This is a genomic window from Pseudoalteromonas sp. Of7M-16 (assembly GCF_022347805.1).
Taxonomy (GTDB): Bacteria; Pseudomonadota; Gammaproteobacteria; order Enterobacterales; family Alteromonadaceae; genus Pseudoalteromonas; species Pseudoalteromonas luteoviolacea_F.
The window spans coordinates 48610-65167 of the sequence record NZ_JAKRFY010000012.1 but is presented as its reverse complement, the minus strand read 5'-3'; the positions used below and the strand labels follow the sequence as shown (position 1 = coordinate 65167).

At 42.6% G+C, this 16558-nt stretch carries 15 protein-coding genes and 1 tRNA gene; 6 read left to right on the top strand and 10 right to left on the bottom strand.

Going from position 1 to position 16558, the window contains the following annotated elements; translation table 11 throughout:
* Positions 1-623: 623 nt before the first annotated feature.
* From MHN81_RS13810 to MHN81_RS13790, 5 genes are all read right to left on the bottom strand, one after another.
* Positions 624-773, bottom strand: a complete 150-nt coding sequence (locus MHN81_RS13810; RefSeq protein ID WP_156158696.1) for a hypothetical protein — start codon at positions 771-773, stop codon at positions 624-626.
* 733 nt (positions 774-1506) lie between these two features.
* Entirely contained in the window at positions 1507-2703 is a 1197-nt protein-coding gene (locus MHN81_RS13805; RefSeq protein ID WP_239425974.1) for a tyrosine-type recombinase/integrase, read from the bottom strand.
* Between the two features lie 226 nt (positions 2704-2929).
* Positions 2930-4579, bottom strand: a complete 1650-nt coding sequence (gene groL / locus MHN81_RS13800) for a chaperonin GroEL (RefSeq protein WP_023400699.1) — start codon at positions 4577-4579, stop codon at positions 2930-2932.
* Positions 4580-4638: 59 nt separating this feature from the next.
* Positions 4639-4926, bottom strand: coding sequence for a co-chaperone GroES (locus MHN81_RS13795; protein ID WP_023400700.1), 288 nt, complete (start codon positions 4924-4926; stop codon positions 4639-4641).
* A 169-nt stretch (positions 4927-5095) separates the two neighbouring features.
* On the bottom strand, positions 5096-5629 hold the full coding sequence (locus MHN81_RS13790) for an FxsA family protein (RefSeq protein WP_023400701.1): 534 nt from the start codon (positions 5627-5629) through the stop codon (positions 5096-5098).
* A gap of 240 nt (positions 5630-5869) precedes the next feature.
* Here MHN81_RS13790 and cutA point away from each other — a divergent pair, with 240 nt between their 5' ends.
* The 6 genes from cutA to MHN81_RS13760 all read left to right on the top strand — a co-directional run bounded on the left by cutA (position 5870) and on the right by MHN81_RS13760 (position 10817).
* Complete coding sequence (gene cutA / locus MHN81_RS13785; RefSeq protein WP_036976846.1) at positions 5870-6190, top strand: divalent-cation tolerance protein CutA; 321 nt, start codon at positions 5870-5872, stop codon at positions 6188-6190.
* Positions 6190-8022, top strand: a complete 1833-nt coding sequence (locus MHN81_RS13780) for a protein-disulfide reductase DsbD (RefSeq protein ID WP_023400703.1) — start codon at positions 6190-6192, stop codon at positions 8020-8022. The genes cutA and MHN81_RS13780 overlap by 1 nt, the downstream gene beginning before the upstream one ends.
* A 216-nt stretch (positions 8023-8238) precedes the next feature.
* Positions 8239-8700: a type II 3-dehydroquinate dehydratase gene (gene aroQ / locus MHN81_RS13775; RefSeq protein ID WP_036976820.1), complete on the top strand. Its 462-nt coding sequence runs from the start codon at positions 8239-8241 to the stop codon at positions 8698-8700.
* A gap of 19 nt (positions 8701-8719) precedes the next feature.
* Complete coding sequence (gene accB / locus MHN81_RS13770; protein ID WP_023400705.1) at positions 8720-9181, top strand: acetyl-CoA carboxylase biotin carboxyl carrier protein; 462 nt, start codon at positions 8720-8722, stop codon at positions 9179-9181.
* Positions 9182-9201: 20 nt separating this feature from the next.
* A complete protein-coding gene (accC, locus tag MHN81_RS13765; protein ID WP_023400706.1) occupies positions 9202-10542 on the top strand; it encodes an acetyl-CoA carboxylase biotin carboxylase subunit in 1341 nt (446 codons plus the stop codon).
* Between the two features lie 198 nt (positions 10543-10740).
* Positions 10741-10817 (top strand) — tRNA-Ile (locus MHN81_RS13760).
* Between the two features lie 296 nt (positions 10818-11113).
* Here the strand turns inward: MHN81_RS13760 and MHN81_RS13755 are convergent.
* The 5 genes from MHN81_RS13755 to MHN81_RS13735 all read right to left on the bottom strand — a co-directional run bounded on the left by MHN81_RS13755 (position 11114) and on the right by MHN81_RS13735 (position 16465).
* A complete protein-coding gene (locus tag MHN81_RS13755; protein ID WP_239425973.1) occupies positions 11114-12316 on the bottom strand; it encodes a prohibitin family protein in 1203 nt (400 codons plus the stop codon).
* Entirely contained in the window at positions 12313-13917 is a 1605-nt protein-coding gene (locus MHN81_RS13750) for a cyclic peptide export ABC transporter (RefSeq protein ID WP_023400711.1), read from the bottom strand. Before MHN81_RS13750 ends, MHN81_RS13755 begins: the two co-directional genes overlap by 4 nt.
* Before the next feature lie 140 nt (positions 13918-14057).
* Positions 14058-14234 (bottom strand): hypothetical protein, encoded by a 177-nt coding sequence (locus tag MHN81_RS13745; RefSeq protein WP_023400712.1) that lies wholly within the window; start codon positions 14232-14234, stop codon positions 14058-14060.
* A 79-nt stretch (positions 14235-14313) separates the two neighbouring features.
* Positions 14314-14877 carry a DUF697 domain-containing protein gene (locus MHN81_RS13740; protein ID WP_211013014.1) on the bottom strand — a complete coding sequence of 188 codons (564 nt, stop codon included), beginning with the start codon at positions 14875-14877 and terminating at the stop codon, positions 14314-14316.
* Positions 14878-15094: 217 nt separating this feature from the next.
* Complete coding sequence (locus MHN81_RS13735) at positions 15095-16465, bottom strand: serine hydrolase domain-containing protein (protein WP_023400714.1); 1371 nt, start codon at positions 16463-16465, stop codon at positions 15095-15097.
* Positions 16466-16558: the final 93 nt, after the last annotated feature.

The window sequence follows — 16558 nt, the reverse complement described above, 5'->3', positions numbered from 1 at the left end:
CAGGCAATAATCACTCATACTGACAACAGTGCTTTTTGCAAGTACTTGTCTCAGCATTGTCAGATGTATTGGCTGGCCAGGACAAGGTACAGCTTGTATTTACGCAACTGGGTTAACGCTTTTTCAAGGTCAGAAGAGATGAAATTATGAAACTCGTCTATAAACAAAAAGGTTGGAACTCTTTTCGCTCTGAGTGTTTTAGCTCTTTTGAGTGCTATCACACGCAGCAGTGCGACGATAAAGCGTCAGTAGGCTTCAACACTGTCACTACCCAGCTCTCATAGTGGCAGTCTAAAGATGATGATTTTTCTCTGTTGTATCAAGCTTTCTAGATCTATCGAATGAGCTCAGGTGAGTAATCGCTGCAATATAGGGTCATTTAGTAAGACTTGCAGTCTCATTTCTATAGCATGTTTGCTTATTCCCAATGATTTACTTTTGAATTTTTTAATAAAGAATCAACGATGAATCGGGTTTTCTAGCTTCAATCAGTCTTCAATAAGATCCGAGTTTTCATCATCATTCATAAATCGTTTCAGATCTATCAGCGAGCTGTCTTTTCGCCTGAGTAGAGTTGAAACACATGGATATAAAATCGCATTCATTTGGCTGGTTGTCGTCGTTCATTTGAGCAACACGTTGAGTATTTTGATGATCTCTTGTGCCATGAGGTTCATACTGTCTTCGTGAGTATCGACAAAAGAAAATGGATTAATTGATGGGTAGGCACTCGTACTGAGTGACGGATCGATATACACCAATCTGTCCGCCATTTTTTCGTCCGAAAATTCCTTGAATCTCGCTATTTCTTTCGACATATCTCAATGCGGATCAATAAGTACGATGGCATTTTCGGGGGTGGCTGAACAGACTTCCGAGTAAATGAACTGCTTCATGAGTTCACTTTTTCAGCTTCATGTTTTTCATGAAATATAGATATGCCTTTGCCTGTGAGAAACTTTTACTTTCTTACGCAACGTGCGTTGAAAAAACCAATTATTCATCATTCAAACAAATCGTATCATGCTGTTTTTATTAAAATCTAAATGCGTTTTCATTGTGTCGCTTGTGTACAGCCGTTTCATCAATGCAATGAGTGTAAAGGAGGAAAATTGTTTTCAACTTTACTATATCATACGTAAAGATCCTCCATCTTCGGCACACAAACGAACCATCTTGATAATTCATTGGATCTGTTTCATATTCAAATTCAGTAAGTCATAAAATACTTTCGAACGTTCTCAAGCTTTTCCACTGTTATTCGGTTGATACACGTCGATTGAAATGGACGTAAGAAATGTTTCTTTTTTCATCAAAAAAAGTTAGTAAATATATAATTGCCCGACGTCTTAGGCGAAGCAATTATACTCAGCACCTATTAACTCAACATTAATTTATGCAACTTTTTTTAATTTTGTAAAGGGTTAGCATTATGCTGAGGTTTTTGAAAACAAAAGACCTCACTAAGACTTAAAAATCAACAACTTATGGTTTAATAACATATAGCTATTTACTTGAAATTTGTTCTAAATAGTCACTCCATTCTTGCATCATTTTCTTGCGTTCAGGCAAGTACATAGACCTGTTATATGCTCTTGACGTACTCGTTCCAGTTAAGTGAGCGAGTTGAGCTTCTATTGCGTCATGATTCCAACCTTGCTCATGTAATATGGTTGAAGCAGTACTTCTAAAACCATGAGCAGACATTACATCAGCAGCATACCCTAAGTCTCTCAAGCGGTTTGTCATGACATTCTTACTCATGGGTTTACTACTATCCCTTTGGCTCGGGAAAACATAGACAGAGTAGCTGGTCACGCCCAGTATATATCTCAGCTGCTTGATAACCTGCTTTGAGAGTGGAACGAGGTGATCACGATCCTTTTTCATTTCTGCGGCTGGGATGCGAATGAGCTTGTCATCAAAATCAACGTACTCCCACTTCAAATTACGTATTTCATTCGGTCTGAGAAATAATCTTGGAATAAGCTTCAAGGCTTCAACGGTGCAAAAGCTCCCTGTGGGGCTGGTATCAATGTCACAAATGAGCTTCCCTAGTTCACTCGCTTTAATGATGGCAGAGTGTGAGCGTACTTTTGGTAGTGGTTTAATAATGTCTTTAAGTGGTAAGCCTTGTGCTGGATTATGTCTGGTCAACCTGTGAGCCAGGGCATAGCCAAAGATGCGATTAATGATTGAAAGTATCACAGGGGCTTTTTTAGGGCTCCCTGATGCCTCTATAGACAACATAACTTCGGTTATATGGCCTGTATCAATTTTCTCAACAAGTAGTTTGCTCAGAGATTTACAATCATTGGTAATAAAGCGTTTTACGCGAGCTTGATGATCAGCTGACCAAGAGTCTTTTTGTTGCTCCCACCAATTCATAGCTACGGCATGAAATTGTCTATCAATTGCAGCGTGACTTCGCTTACGCTCTCTTCTTTCGTCTATTGGGTTGATCCCCTGAATCAGAGAAACCCTTGCTTCCTCTGCCAGCTTTCTTGCTTCAACGAGGGGTATCGTGGGGTACTGACCTAAAGCCAGCTCTTTGTGCTTTCCTGATAGCTTAAAGCGCATCCTCCATAATTTTGAACCATTACTTTTTACTAGCAAAAACAAACCATTACCATCAAATTTCTTGATTTGCTTTTTGCCTTCTGGACAAGTGATACTTTTCACTTCTAACGCCGTTAAACTCATAATCCACTCCTTTTAGGGGTATCAATTGTGGGGTATACACCTCATTTAATACTAAAAAGCATCACTTAGCAAATGGTGCCCCCCACTTTATACCCCCGAAAAATTGAAACTTCATGAACTATTGTGAAACAAGCTGAACAGCTAAACAAAAAGAAAAACCCCGTAAAACAATGCTTTACGGGGTTTTTGAAACATTATGAGTTCCTATGGAATCATAGGGGGCTGATTACATCATGCCGCCCATACCGCCCATACCGCCCATACCACCCATATCAGGTGCAGCAGCTGGCTCATCTTTAGGGATTTCTGCAACCATAGCTTCAGTTGTGATCATGAGACCCGCTACTGATGCTGCGAACTGAAGTGCAGAACGCGTTACTTTAGTTGGATCAAGGATACCCATTTCAATCATGTCGTCGTACTGACCGTTTGCGGCGTTGTAACCATAGTTACCTTCGCCAGCTTTTACTGAGTTAACAACAACAGATGCTTCGTCACCAGCGTTTGAAACGATTTGACGTAGAGGCGCTTCCATCGCACGTAGTGCAACTTTAACACCGTGGTTTTGGTCTTCGTTTTCACCTTCAAGACCTGCGATCTTGCTAGCAACACGTACTAGTGCAACACCACCACCAGGTACAACACCTTCTTCAACCGCAGCGCGAGTTGCGTGTAGTGCATCTTCAACGCGGTCTTTCTTCTCTTTCATTTCAACTTCAGTAGCTGCGCCAACCTTAATTACTGCAACACCGCCAGCAAGTTTTGCCATGCGCTCTTGTAGTTTTTCTTTGTCGTAATCTGAAGTTGCTTCTTCGATTTGTGCTTTAATCTGTGATACGCGGCCGTCAATAGCTGCTTGCTCACCAACACCATCAATGATTGTCGTGTCGTCTTTAGTGATAACAACGCGCTTAGCAGTACCAAGGTCTTCTAGTGTTGCTTTCTCAAGTTCTAGACCGATTTCTTCAGAAATCACAGTACCACCAGTTAGGATAGCGATATCTTGTAACATTGCCTTACGACGGTCGCCGAAACCTGGTGCTTTAACAGCAGCTACTTTCACGATACCACGCATGTTGTTCACAACTAGCGTTGCCAGTGCTTCACCTTCAAGGTCTTCAGCGATGATAAGTAGTGGCTTACTTGTCTTAGCAACGCCTTCTAGTGTAGGAAGTAGTTCACGGATGTTAGATACTTTTTTGTCTACTAGTAGAATGTGTGGGTTATCTAGTTCAACTTGGCCTTTTTCAGCGTTGTTGATGAAATAAGGTGATAGGTAACCGCGGTCAAACTGCATACCTTCAACAACATCTAGTTCATTCTCTAGAGATTGGCCTTCTTCAACCGTGATAACACCTGACTCACGACCTACTTTTTCCATTGCCTCAGCAATGATGTCACCAATTTCTTTATCAGAGTTTGCAGAGATAGTACCTACCTGTGCAATTGCTTTTGTATCTGCACACGGAGCAGAAAGCGCTTTTAGTTCTTCAACTGCAGCAACAACTGCTTTGTCGATACCACGCTTAAGGTCCATAGGGTTCATGCCTGCAGCAACAGACTTAAGGCCTTCGTTTACGATTGCTTGTGCTAGTACTGTCGCTGTAGTTGTACCGTCACCCGCAGCATCATTTGCTTTTGACGCAACTTCTTTAACCATCTGTGCGCCCATGTTCTCAAACTTGTCTTCAAGTTCGATCTCTTTCGCTACAGATACACCATCTTTAGTGATAGTTGGTGCGCCGAATGACTTGTCTAGTACAACGTTACGACCTTTAGGACCCAGTGTTACTTTTACTGCGTCAGCCAATACATTTACGCCCTTCAGCATTTTAGTGCGAGCGTCACCTGCAAAACGAACTTCTTTTGCTGCCATGTTTTTATTCCTCTAAATTCTTTTCGTTAAAAGCTACTTTGTTTTTTACAAGCTAATGCTTAGCCAACAATACCTAGGATATTGTCTTCACGCATGATCAGATACTCTTGACCTTCGATCTTTTCAGTCTTCTCAACATATGAGCCGAAAAGCACTGTGTCACCTGCTTTTACTTCTAGTGCTCTTACTTCACCACTGTCCAAAACGCGGCCGTTACCTACAGCAACAACTTCACCACGAGTTGATTTTTCAGCTGCTGAGCCAGTCAATACGATACCGCCAGCAGATTTAGTTTCTTCTTCTAGACGCTTAACAATAACGCGATCATGTAAAGGACGAATGTTCATAGATTTAGTTCTCCTAACTTTTCTGAACAATGACAGAAATAATCTTTCTATTCAGAGTGAGTCGCTGCCAATAAATGCGGCTTAAAATGCGACTCTCTGGATTAAAACTTAACTTGCAATTCTAGATGGGGGTGGATATTTAAAACCCAAGAGAAAAAACTAAAAAATTTTAATCTTTTCTCTGATATTCACCTTCGATGGTGTTTGCAGATTGAGATTCCGACTGAGGTGCTTTGCGCTCGAATGGGTCAAACTTTTGCTCTTCAAAGGGAGCTTGAGTATCTTGATGTGAATGCTGTTGACCAAAACCTTGGCCAAACATACTGCCTTGGGCAGAACTTTGCATTTTCACACTCGCTTGCTCTATTAATGATTTCGCGATTTTTCCTCGGATCGCAGGTGTTAACAGCATAAAACCGATTGCATCTGTCATGATCCCGGGCGTCATTAGAAATACACCTGCAATAATGACACACAACCCTGTAAACAAATCTTGTCCTGGCAACTGACCGGATGCCATTTGCTTTTGCACATTAGAATATGCACCGAGTCCCTGCTGTTTTACCAACTTTGCACCTAAAATAGCAGTGGCGATCACCAAGGCGATGGTAGCAAACCCACCAATGACGTCACTGACTTGGATCAGCAATGCAATTTCAACAATAGGAACAACGATAAATAACAAAAAAAGAACTTTAAACATAGATTCTCCAAATAAACTGAAATAGATGTATGGCTTGTCTGGTCTATTTTCAAGCTTACAGTCAGCATCAATTACACTGCGGCTTATACTGCTGTCTCGGTTTTTCTCAAGAATGCTCTTTAGAACAAAACTGAGATTGAAAGTTCAGAGTATCTTAATGCAACTCAACGAGCACACCTTGGGATCCCGGTTGTCATTCGTTACTATATGGGCACAACTAATTTTGTCGGCAATAACACGATGAGTACCCCCTATAGAATGGTTATGACAACTTGTGATAGTCAAGACAATGCCCGCCATATCGCGGCGCATTTAGTTTTAAATAAATTAGCCGCTTGTGTGAACATCTTGCCTAAAATAGAGTCAATCTACGTGTGGCAAGGAAAAGTCACACAAGATGAAGAAGTTAAACTACTAGTCAAAACAAAATCCGCACTGGTTAGTAAAGTCATTGCAGCGATACAAGCTGAGCACACTTACGATGTGCCCGAAGTCCAGGTGATTGAGGTCACAGCAGGCTCGCAGCAATATTTTAACTGGATGGAAGAGGTACTAAATTAATGCGACTGACGACGCTGTTATTCTCCTTTATATCGCTGCTGCTTATTGGCAGCTTTCAGGCTACGGCCAATAACACAGTTTTGGACAGTTTACTTGAACCAAAACAGCAAACATTTTTACCGGTCGATCAGGCGTTTCAGTTTGATTTTGACCAGCAAGGCACTGTGCTCTTTACTGGTTGGGATATCGCTCCGGGCTACTATATTTATAAACACAAGCTCGAATTTATTGCTAAAGATGCCGACATCAAGGTACCTGAGTTACGTGAAGGTAAAATGATTGAAGATGAATTCTTTGGTCGCACCGAAGTATATTTTGATGAGCTCTCTGTGGTCTCTAAACTCTCGAATATTGGCCAAAACGCAGTGGTAAAAATTCGCTATCAAGGGTGTGCTGAAGCTGGGCTCTGTTACCCACCTGAGATCATTGAGATCCCACTCACAGCCTTAGCTGGCGCAACTAGTGCTCCAACCAACAACACCGAGAGTGAGTCAGAACAACAACCAAACGTAGTTAAATCAAGCTCGCAATCAAAAACATTCAACAGTGACGACGGCGAATTATCATTCAGTGAAAAACTTGCCCAGCAAAGCTTTATCACCAATTTAGGCGCGTTTTTCTTAGTGGGCGTGCTACTGGCTTTTACACCATGCGTGTTTCCGATGTTCCCTATTTTGTCGAGCCTCATTGCCGGTCAAAGCAACCTGTCGACCAAAAAGGCGTTTTCACTGTCATTTGTTTATGTACAAGGTATGGCCGTAACCTATGCGGCACTCGGTCTTGTGGTTGCCTATTTTGGCGGCCATATTCAAGGCTACATTCAGCACCCTGCTGTACTTATTAGTTTTAGTATCTTATTTGTGATTTTAGCATTTGCCATGTTTGGCTGGTTTGAACTGCGCCTGCCAAGCGGCATGATGAGTAAACTTACTGAGATCAGCAACCAGCAAAAAGGTGGTAATTACACCGGTGTGTTTATGATGGGTGTATTATCAGGCCTTATTGCCAGCCCTTGTACCACAGCCCCTCTCTCCGCTGCACTTTTATATGTAGCGCAAAGTGGTGATTTCCTAGTTGGCGGCTTAACCTTGTATGCACTGAGCTTAGGTATGGGCTTGCCACTGTTATTACTTGGTACCTCAGGTGGTAAATTACTGCCAAAAGCAGGCGGCTGGATGGAGCAAGTTAAGACCCTATTTGGTTTCTTGATGCTGTTTGTGCCACTTATTTTGTTAGAGCGCATCTTGGATTTCGATATTATCGTCATGCTAGCCTCAGTCCTTGCCGTTGCCACTGCTCTTTATCTGCACTATTGGCAAAGCGCACAATCGCAAGGTAAAGGGAAAACATTTTTATGGGCACTGTCGATGACCTTGTTTGTCAGCGCCTTTTTCATGGGTAAGTCAGTCCTTTTCCCACAGCCTGTGACACAAATAAGCGTTGCATCAGGTCCAATCGAAGAGAAAAAGTTTAGATTGATAGAAGGACTTGATGGACTGCATAGCGAAGTCGCTAAAGCAAATCAGCAGGGGCAAATTGCGGTCGTTGATTTATATGCTGACTGGTGTGTGGCGTGTAAAGAGTTTGAAAAGTACACTTTCCCAGAGGCGCAAGTACAAAAAGAGTTCCAACACTTTGAACTGTTGAAGCTGGATCTTACTGAGAGTAACGACACCACTTTCGAGATCATGGAGTACTTCACGGTGTTTGGTTTACCTAGCATGCTGTTCTTCGACAAAGACGGAAAAGAGATCCCTGAATTACGTGTAACTGGCTTTATGAGTGCGGAAGACTTTGCCAAGCACCTACAAAAAGTCCGTAACTATTACTAATCCTCCCCTTTACCCACAGCCTATTTGAATATTTAAGTCAAATAGGCTGTACTTTATCTCTGATTAGACCAGTATTTTGCTGCTATTTACCTCGAACACTCTATAATAGTTCACGAACGTGAGAAATATTTGCTATTTAAGGCGCAAGCGCTTAAGTTAGACAAAGTAAAAGACGAAAAGTCTCGTTATTTCCCATTTAAAGGAATTTCACGCATTATGTCAGCAAATTTTAAGGTTTTAGTACTTAATGGTCCAAATTTGAACATGTTGGGCCGACGCGAGCCAGATAAATATGGCACACAGACCTTAGCGGAAATAATGCAGTCACTTATAAAGTGCGCAGAACAACATAATGTGATGCTGACTCATTTTCAGAGCAACAGTGAAGCAGAGCTGATCAATACCATCCATGACCATTACGGCGAAGTGGATTGTATTATCATCAATCCAGCAGCTTTCACACACACGAGTATCGCCATACGCGATGCCTTGCTCAGTATCAGCGTCCCATTTTATGAAGTGCATATTTCAAATGTGCACGCACGTGAGCCATTTCGTCATAACTCCTACTTCTCGGATGTAGCGAAAGGCGTCATATGTGGATTAGGTGCAATTGGCTATCAAGCTGCATTAATGGCAGCGATTGACCAGTTGCGCAAACAAGATAACTCAAATTAACTAACAGGCGGGCCAAGTTATGGATATTCGCAAGATTAAAAAACTAATCGAACTAGTAGAAGAATCAGGTATTGCAGAGCTAGAGATCACCGAAGGTGAAGAGTCAGTACGTATTAACCGTCACAGCAGTGCTCCTGTTATGGCTCAGCCTCAGCAATTCGCTGTTCCTGCACCTGCTGCAGCTCCAGTAGCTGCTCCTGCGGCGGCACCAGCAGCTGACGCACCGGCAGAAGCCGCAACTCCTGCAGGCCACCAAGTTAAGTCTCCAATGGTTGGTACTTTCTACTCAGCGTCTTCTCCAACTGCTGCGGCTTACGTTGAAGTTGGCACAAAAGTAAACGTTGGTGACACACTTTGCATCGTAGAAGCGATGAAGATGATGAATCAGATCGAATCTGACAAGGCCGGTACTGTTAAAGCTATCCTAGTTGAAAACGGCGAGCCAGTTGAATTTGATCAGCCGCTATTCATCATCGAATAATTCCCAAGAAGGCAAACACTATGTTAGATAAAGTAGTCATTGCAAACCGAGGTGAAATTGCACTTCGTGTATTGCGTGCCTGCAAGGAGCTTGGGATTAAAACGGTTGCAGTACACTCTACTGCTGACCGTGACCTTAAACACGTTCTACTTGCAGACGAAACAATTTGTATCGGTAAACCAGCTGCGGCTGAGAGTTACCTAGATATTCCTCGCATTATCGCTGCGGCAGAAGTAACAGACGCTGTTGCTATCCACCCAGGATACGGTTTCTTATCAGAAAACGCTGACTTTGCTGATCAAGTTGAGCAAAGTGGCTTTATCTTTATCGGTCCAAAGGGCGACACTATTCGTTTGATGGGTGATAAAGTTTCTGCAATCGAAGCTATGCGTAAAGCTGGCGTACCTTGTGTACCAGGTTCTGACGGCCCATTAACAGAAGACAACGAGCGCAACGTGCAAATCGCTAAGCGCATCGGTTACCCTGTTATCATCAAAGCAGCAGGCGGCGGCGGTGGTCGTGGTATGCGTGTTGTTCGCTCAGAAGAAGAGTTACTAGACTCAATTGCACTGACACAAACTGAAGCGCAGCAGTTCTTCGGCAATGGCATGGTTTACATGGAGAAATTCCTAGAAAACCCACGTCACATCGAAGTACAAGTACTTGCTGACGGTCAAGGCAATGCGATTCACCTAGGTGAGCGTGACTGTTCAATGCAGCGTCGTCACCAAAAAGTAGTTGAAGAAGCGCCAGCACCGGGTATCACAGCAGAAATGCGTAAGTTCATCGGTGACCGTTGTACTCGTGCATGTATCGAAATCGGTTATCGCGGTGCTGGTACATTCGAATTCCTATACGAGAATGGCGAATTCTACTTCATCGAAATGAATACTCGTATTCAGGTAGAGCACCCAGTAACAGAAATGGTTACAGGTGTTGACCTAATCAAAGAGCAGCTGAAAATTGCTGCGGGTCAACCTTTATCAATCACACAAGATGATGTTGTGATCAAAGGTCACGCTATCGAGTGTCGTATCAACGCTGAAGACCCAGAGTCGTTCATCCCGTCTCCAGGTAAGATCACGCGTTTCCACCCTGCTGGTGGTTTAGGTATTCGTTGGGACAGCCACATTTACGCTGACTACACAGTACCACCACACTACGATTCAATGATCGGTAAATTAATCACTTATGGTGAGAACCGTGACGTTGCAATCGCACGTGCTCGCAATGCGTTAAACGAACTTGTGATTGACGGTATCAAAACAAATACACCGTTGCACAAAAAGATCTTAGCAGACGAAAACTTCCAAAATGGTGGCACAAACATCCACTATCTAGAGAAGAAACTAGGTCTGTAATTGACGTATTAGTAAAAAAGCCGGTATTTACCGGCTTTTTTGTTTTCTTTGATTCGTCCTAATCATGACTTTTTGCGTTTTTATTAATCAATTGAACAAGATAAGTTATATTTTTCAGTTTTAGATAGTGACAAGCGACGAAAAAGTTCATATACTGCCAGCGCTTCATAAGATTGTTTTCACACAATCACAAAAAATGGCCCTATAGCTCAGTTGGTTAGAGCACCCGACTCATAATCGGTAGGTCCCTGGTTCGAGTCCAGGTGGGGCCACCATTTTCTGAAAGAAAAATTCCCATTTAAATCCGAAATAACTTCTGAACAAACCTTTTCAATTAAACATATATTTTAGTGTTAGCTCCTACACTCTTCAAAGAAGCACTTCTTCTTTACATTATGACTCCATTTCAGTTTTAGGTTCCTTTTCCTTATCACCGCCTAAGCGCTCCTAAATATTCACAACCACTTTTGTTTCTGTGCACTTTGATTTGGGGACTTGTTATGGCAACACGATAGGCAATTCGCTAAGCCAATATAAAAACGCCTCTGTTTTACCAGAGGCGCTTTAGTCTCTACTTTAAATATTCCATAGGTTCACCGGTTTGCAGCGACCTATCAGATAGGGTTTTATCAGGCTGGCGTAAATCAGGTTTTAGTTTGTGGCCAAATTTATCGACACTATTTAAGTAATCGCCTTTTTTACCTATATCACTTTGCTCCTGCAATTTAGCTTCAAGCTCTCCCGGTTTATGGGTTTCTTTAAAGCTGCTGTTTTGCGGGGTGAGGCTGCTTTCAGTATTCAAAATAAGGGGCAAGCCGTCTTTGCCGCTACCAATGACCACTACCTTGGCATTGTTAGATTTGGCCAGCTCAATGGTGGCTTCAATACCACGCCATTTAAGGTATGCCTCAGAGATCCCATCGCTGACCATCTCTTGAAATAGGGCAATACCCTTGGCTTCTTCCTCTTTGCGCAGCGCTTCTTTTTTGGCAACTTCGACGCGCATTTTGTACTCTTCCAAAATATAGTTTTGATTGACCTTAGAGATAATCGCACCATGAACTTTATCAGGTAAATCAACTCGTTTTATCAGCACATCATCCAGATTTACAAGGTGGTGGCCCGCCATCATTTGTGCCTCCTGGCGCAACATGGATTTCTCTTTAAGCTCTAGTTCATTGAGTACTTGTCCTAGTAACTCTTCTTGTACCTCTTTGCGTTGATTGCCATATACCTGCTCTGCATTATATTGAGACACTATCATACGTACCCCAGAACTAACTTCCGGAAGAATGATTTCATCCACATAATCTGGGCCAACTAACTTGTGTAGATAGGGGATAAAGTCCACCTCAGGGCGGTAACGTACCGTAATGTCCAATGTAATACGTAACCCTTCATTGGTGATGGCGTATACATTGGTGTGTGCGGTTTGATAACGGCTGGAATAGATTGTCAGCGTATCCCAAGGGAAGACTAATACCGTTCCTTCATGTAGCGGTGCATCTAAATAAGTACCGCCCGCAAAACGTTTCCATAGCACCCCAACTTCACCCGAGTCGACCTTAATAAAAATAACCGGGATCAATGCAATCACAATGAAAATTGTGACTAACAAAGTTAAGCCAGCGCGAAAGCGCCACGATAAAATCCGTCGTCTGAGTTTAGGTTGGTAGCGCTTCAGTATGCGCATTAAGATATTAGATAGGATTATCGCCACTATGGCACTGATGATTATCGTCAGTGTTATATCAGAAGGGAGAATGATGTTCATGATGTTACTCCTTTACCCTCAACTTCATGGTGTTCCATTAACTGTCCTTCAACCATTTTTAGGTGTACATCTGCCAGATGGAAATAGGCATCATCATGGGTGATGGCGATGACCGTATTGCCTCTAGCTTTGAGCTTAGGCAGTACTTGCTCATAGAATTTCCGCCTAAATATGGGATCTTGATCCGCCGCCCATTCATCGAAAATATAAATTGGGCGATTCTCTAAAATAGTACTTAATAACGCTAGCCGCTTTCTCTGCCCCGATGACAGATCAATGCTGCTAAACGCACCGTCTACCACTTTGACCTTGGTGTTCATCTCTAAAAATGCCAACCAATCGTCGATTTCCTCTTGGCTGGTATGATGAATACCGTACAGCTGTTTGAATAAATGGAAATCGGCAAACACTGCGGTAAATAAGCTGCGATACGCCTCTTTAAGATTATCTGTGATAGGTTGGCCATCAACGAGGATCTGCCCGCCTTGCAACTCATACAGTCCCGTAAGCATGCGGATAAAAGTCGTTTTACCACTGCCATTACCGCCAGTAATAAAAGTGACTTGGCCACGTTTTAAGGTCAAATCAACCGGCCCAACAAAAAACGGTCTGTCGCCGCCTTTTTGGCCATGTTGGTAATATGTCCCTTCGAGTTTGAGTTCCTCAAAGTCATGAACATGAGAAAAGTGGTCTGTATCGAGATGACGATTGTCCACTTTGGCACGTTTTAAGTCTTCCTCTAGCGTCAGGACATTTTGCGCAGCTTCGGTGGCGGTGGTGTAAATTGGGATCCCACCAACAATGCTGGTAATTGGACCAATTAAAAACAGTGATGCAGTGGTTACTTTTATCACCACATCGGTATACACATGAGACAAGCTCGGAACAATAAATACCATGGCCCCAGTTGCAGCAAAAAAGGTTATTTGCGATAACACAAAGTCGGTCGCAAATAACGTTTGTGTGGTCGTTTTGGCTTTTTTGGCCCGCGCTGAGTCCATCACAAATTCATGCTCTAAATCATCAGCGCGGGGAACACTGAGCTTTACTTCTTTAAACCCGTCGAGCAAGTCAGACAAGCGCTGGATCAGCATGTTTTCACTTTCAAAAGACAGCTGCATATTGCGTTGAATTTCATTGGCGCGCAATCGGTGAATACTGGCTCCCATTAAAATTAGGATGGAGATCACCAAAAACGCCACAAAGGAATGCCAGGCAATATAAAGGGAGGTAAAAAACACTAAACTAATTGACTGTCCGATGATCACAAACAATTGTGCAGACTGCGAAATAGTCTGTAACTCTTTGCTCAGCGTATTAAAAATACGCTCTTTGCCAATGGTTTCTAGTGTCGACAGTTCGGTATGACGCACGCATTCAAATAACTCAACACGCAGCCGATCAATGGCTTTTTCAACCATTTTAGCGGCTTTAGTCATCAGCCTTTGCTGGGTCAGACCGTAAATTGAAATTGTCAGGATAAACAGCACCAAATAATAGAGAATATGATTCTCTTTGTGGATATCTGAAATGTTTTCAGACACATTGTTTATCAAGGCAAGGACTAACGCATTAGCAAGGCCAGAGATACAGCCCAACATCACGAAAGTCCTTTTCTTTATTTTTATATTCCGACTGATTAAATCGTATAATACCATTTTGATTTTCTTATCATTGTTGTTATCGGCTCGATAGCCTAAAAGCGAGTTTTATCGCCAAGCGCACATAATCTGGTTTAAAACTAGTCGTCTTCAGCATCCTGCTCTGGCTTGCGGCCCTGTGTCAGCAGCAACATCAATAAACTAACAATTGGCGTCAAAAACAATGAGATAAGAAAAAAGCCCACAGGCCCGGCAAATGTATTGCGTCCCCAATAACCTGATAAAATACATAACACCAAATACAATGCCACTATCATAATGTACTCCTCAAAAGCCCAATGTTGATAAATAAACCAACAGTTAGCCTGTTGGTTTATTATGGTTCAGCCACTGTGATTACACAGTGGCATTGCTCGGTTGTGTGCTGGCATTACCCTTATCTTTACGATATTTTGCTGCAATATCTGCAATATCGCCCTTAATGCTCGCAAGATTAAGGTCAATCAAAGTGCCACCATTTTCAAAATGACGAATGAAAGTGCTGCCTACTGCGTGTGTAGATGCGGCAGACACTACAGGCATAAATGCGATTGCACTCAGCGTGCCAATTACCGGTACCGCTTTTAAGAAGCTGCTCAACCCAGCTCCACCAAGCGTTTGCGGAAATGACCCACCGATCACAGCACTGACCGTGCCACGCAATTTATTGTCACTGTATGACTGACCATACACATTGGCAATTTCGCCAATCATCTTCATTTGAATGCCCGTCAAAGCCACTAAATCAACCGCTGGAATTGGGATTAACCCAGAACCAAACGACCACTTAGAGTACTTGTCGACAATGATCTGCGCCACGGCTGCTCGGTCTTCTGCCTGAACTACAGTGCTTTGCGGCTCCGTAGCAGAAGCATTTGCTTCATTTGCCTTGTCGTCCTTTGCTGTTTTTGTCGCTGTCATAATTCATCCTCTATGATGTAGATTTAAACAGTTGTGAACCCACCAAGTTCATGCGAAGTGTTTAAACATCATTAAACTTTGCATTTACTTGCCCTTATCACTGCAATTTCACGTGAAAAAGCAGAAATTCGCTTCTTTAAGGCCGACAAAAGCACAGAGACACACTTCACCCAACACTCTACCGCAGGCAGCCTTATTCTGATTTTTGTTACTTCACTTAATTTATCGTGCCATCCAATACACCTTGGCACTGCTCAGTACGATGTCGATCGTTATAAAAAATAATGTTGCGAAGCTCTTCTGCAATACAATCGGACTCATAACCGGTTTTGTTGTAATTGCTAAAGGCCATCACAGCTTGATCACGCTCTAACAATCGTGAAAAGCTCGTCACCCATGAATATGGGTAGCTTCCAGAGTACTGTAAAAACTTTTCATATTTGTTCAAATTGGTACTGTTTGGATCATCTGGGCAATCTGGCACTTTGCCGTACTGATTCGGATCGATATACGTCACAAACCAACCGTAGCCAAAGTATTCACACTCATCTTCGCTTTGTGTATTTTGGTAAGGCGCAAACGCCATTTCTTTTTGTGCTTCATTTAAAATCGTATCCCCATACAAGCCTTGATCCCACTTGGACATATCTTTCACTGTGGAGTACATATCTCCTGCGGAATAGAGCACCAGAGGATTGCTGTAAGGGTTTTTAAAGATATTTTCATACGGTGCAGGACCACCTGTTTCTGGTGGACGTCCCGTGGTGAGCGGCAAATATTGGTTTTGGTCAAAGACATACCCAGTGGTCATATTTTCAACTATACCAATGGCATTGAATGTGCCGCTGTCTTGCATATTGAGCGGGTCTAATATTTGCTCTTTAACAATATTTCTAAAATAAAAGTTCGAGTCGATTTGACCTTGCTTGCCCGCTGCTAATTGCTCGAGAATATTACCGATTATGTAATAGTTACAATTGCTATAGTCAAATTTGGAACCCGGCTCAAAGCTCGGCTTATTATCTTGCTCTTTGCATGTACAAAAGCGATTGCTAAATCCCTCAGGTCCATTTAAATTCGTTACATCATTGTATAAATATGGCCGCCAACCCCAGTTTAAAAACACCTCCGGGTTCGCGCTATAATCATTGATCCCCGACGACATGCTCAATAAATTGTGCAGCGAAACATCCGCGCACTGGTTGTCTGGATACCAAGGTAAATAGTCGCGGATCGTTTTGCTGTGTAGATCCTCACCAGCAAGCGTGCGCAGTAAAATAGCGGCAGCAAACTCCTTGGTATTGGAGCCAATACGGAATTTAGAATCAGAGGTATTGGCGACATCATATTGAATGTTTTGTGGACCACAATTAGTCTCATACACCACATCCTCGCCTGAGGTGATATAAATACTGCCAAAAAATACCATTTTATCGCAGTAGTCTCTCACCGTGACTTTGAACTTTTCAATCTGCTCAGCCGTGATTGTATTGTCTTGCGCCACACTGTTTTTAAAACAAGAAGTTAGTAATAAACTCATACAGCATAGGCATACTACCTTGAGTTGTTGCTGATAAAACCCGTTCATTGTGTGTTTCCCTAGCGTTGTTTAGTTACTTTGCCAACTTCTTTACTACTAACAAACCCGTTTTCGACACGAAAAACGCGCATATAGCCTGTT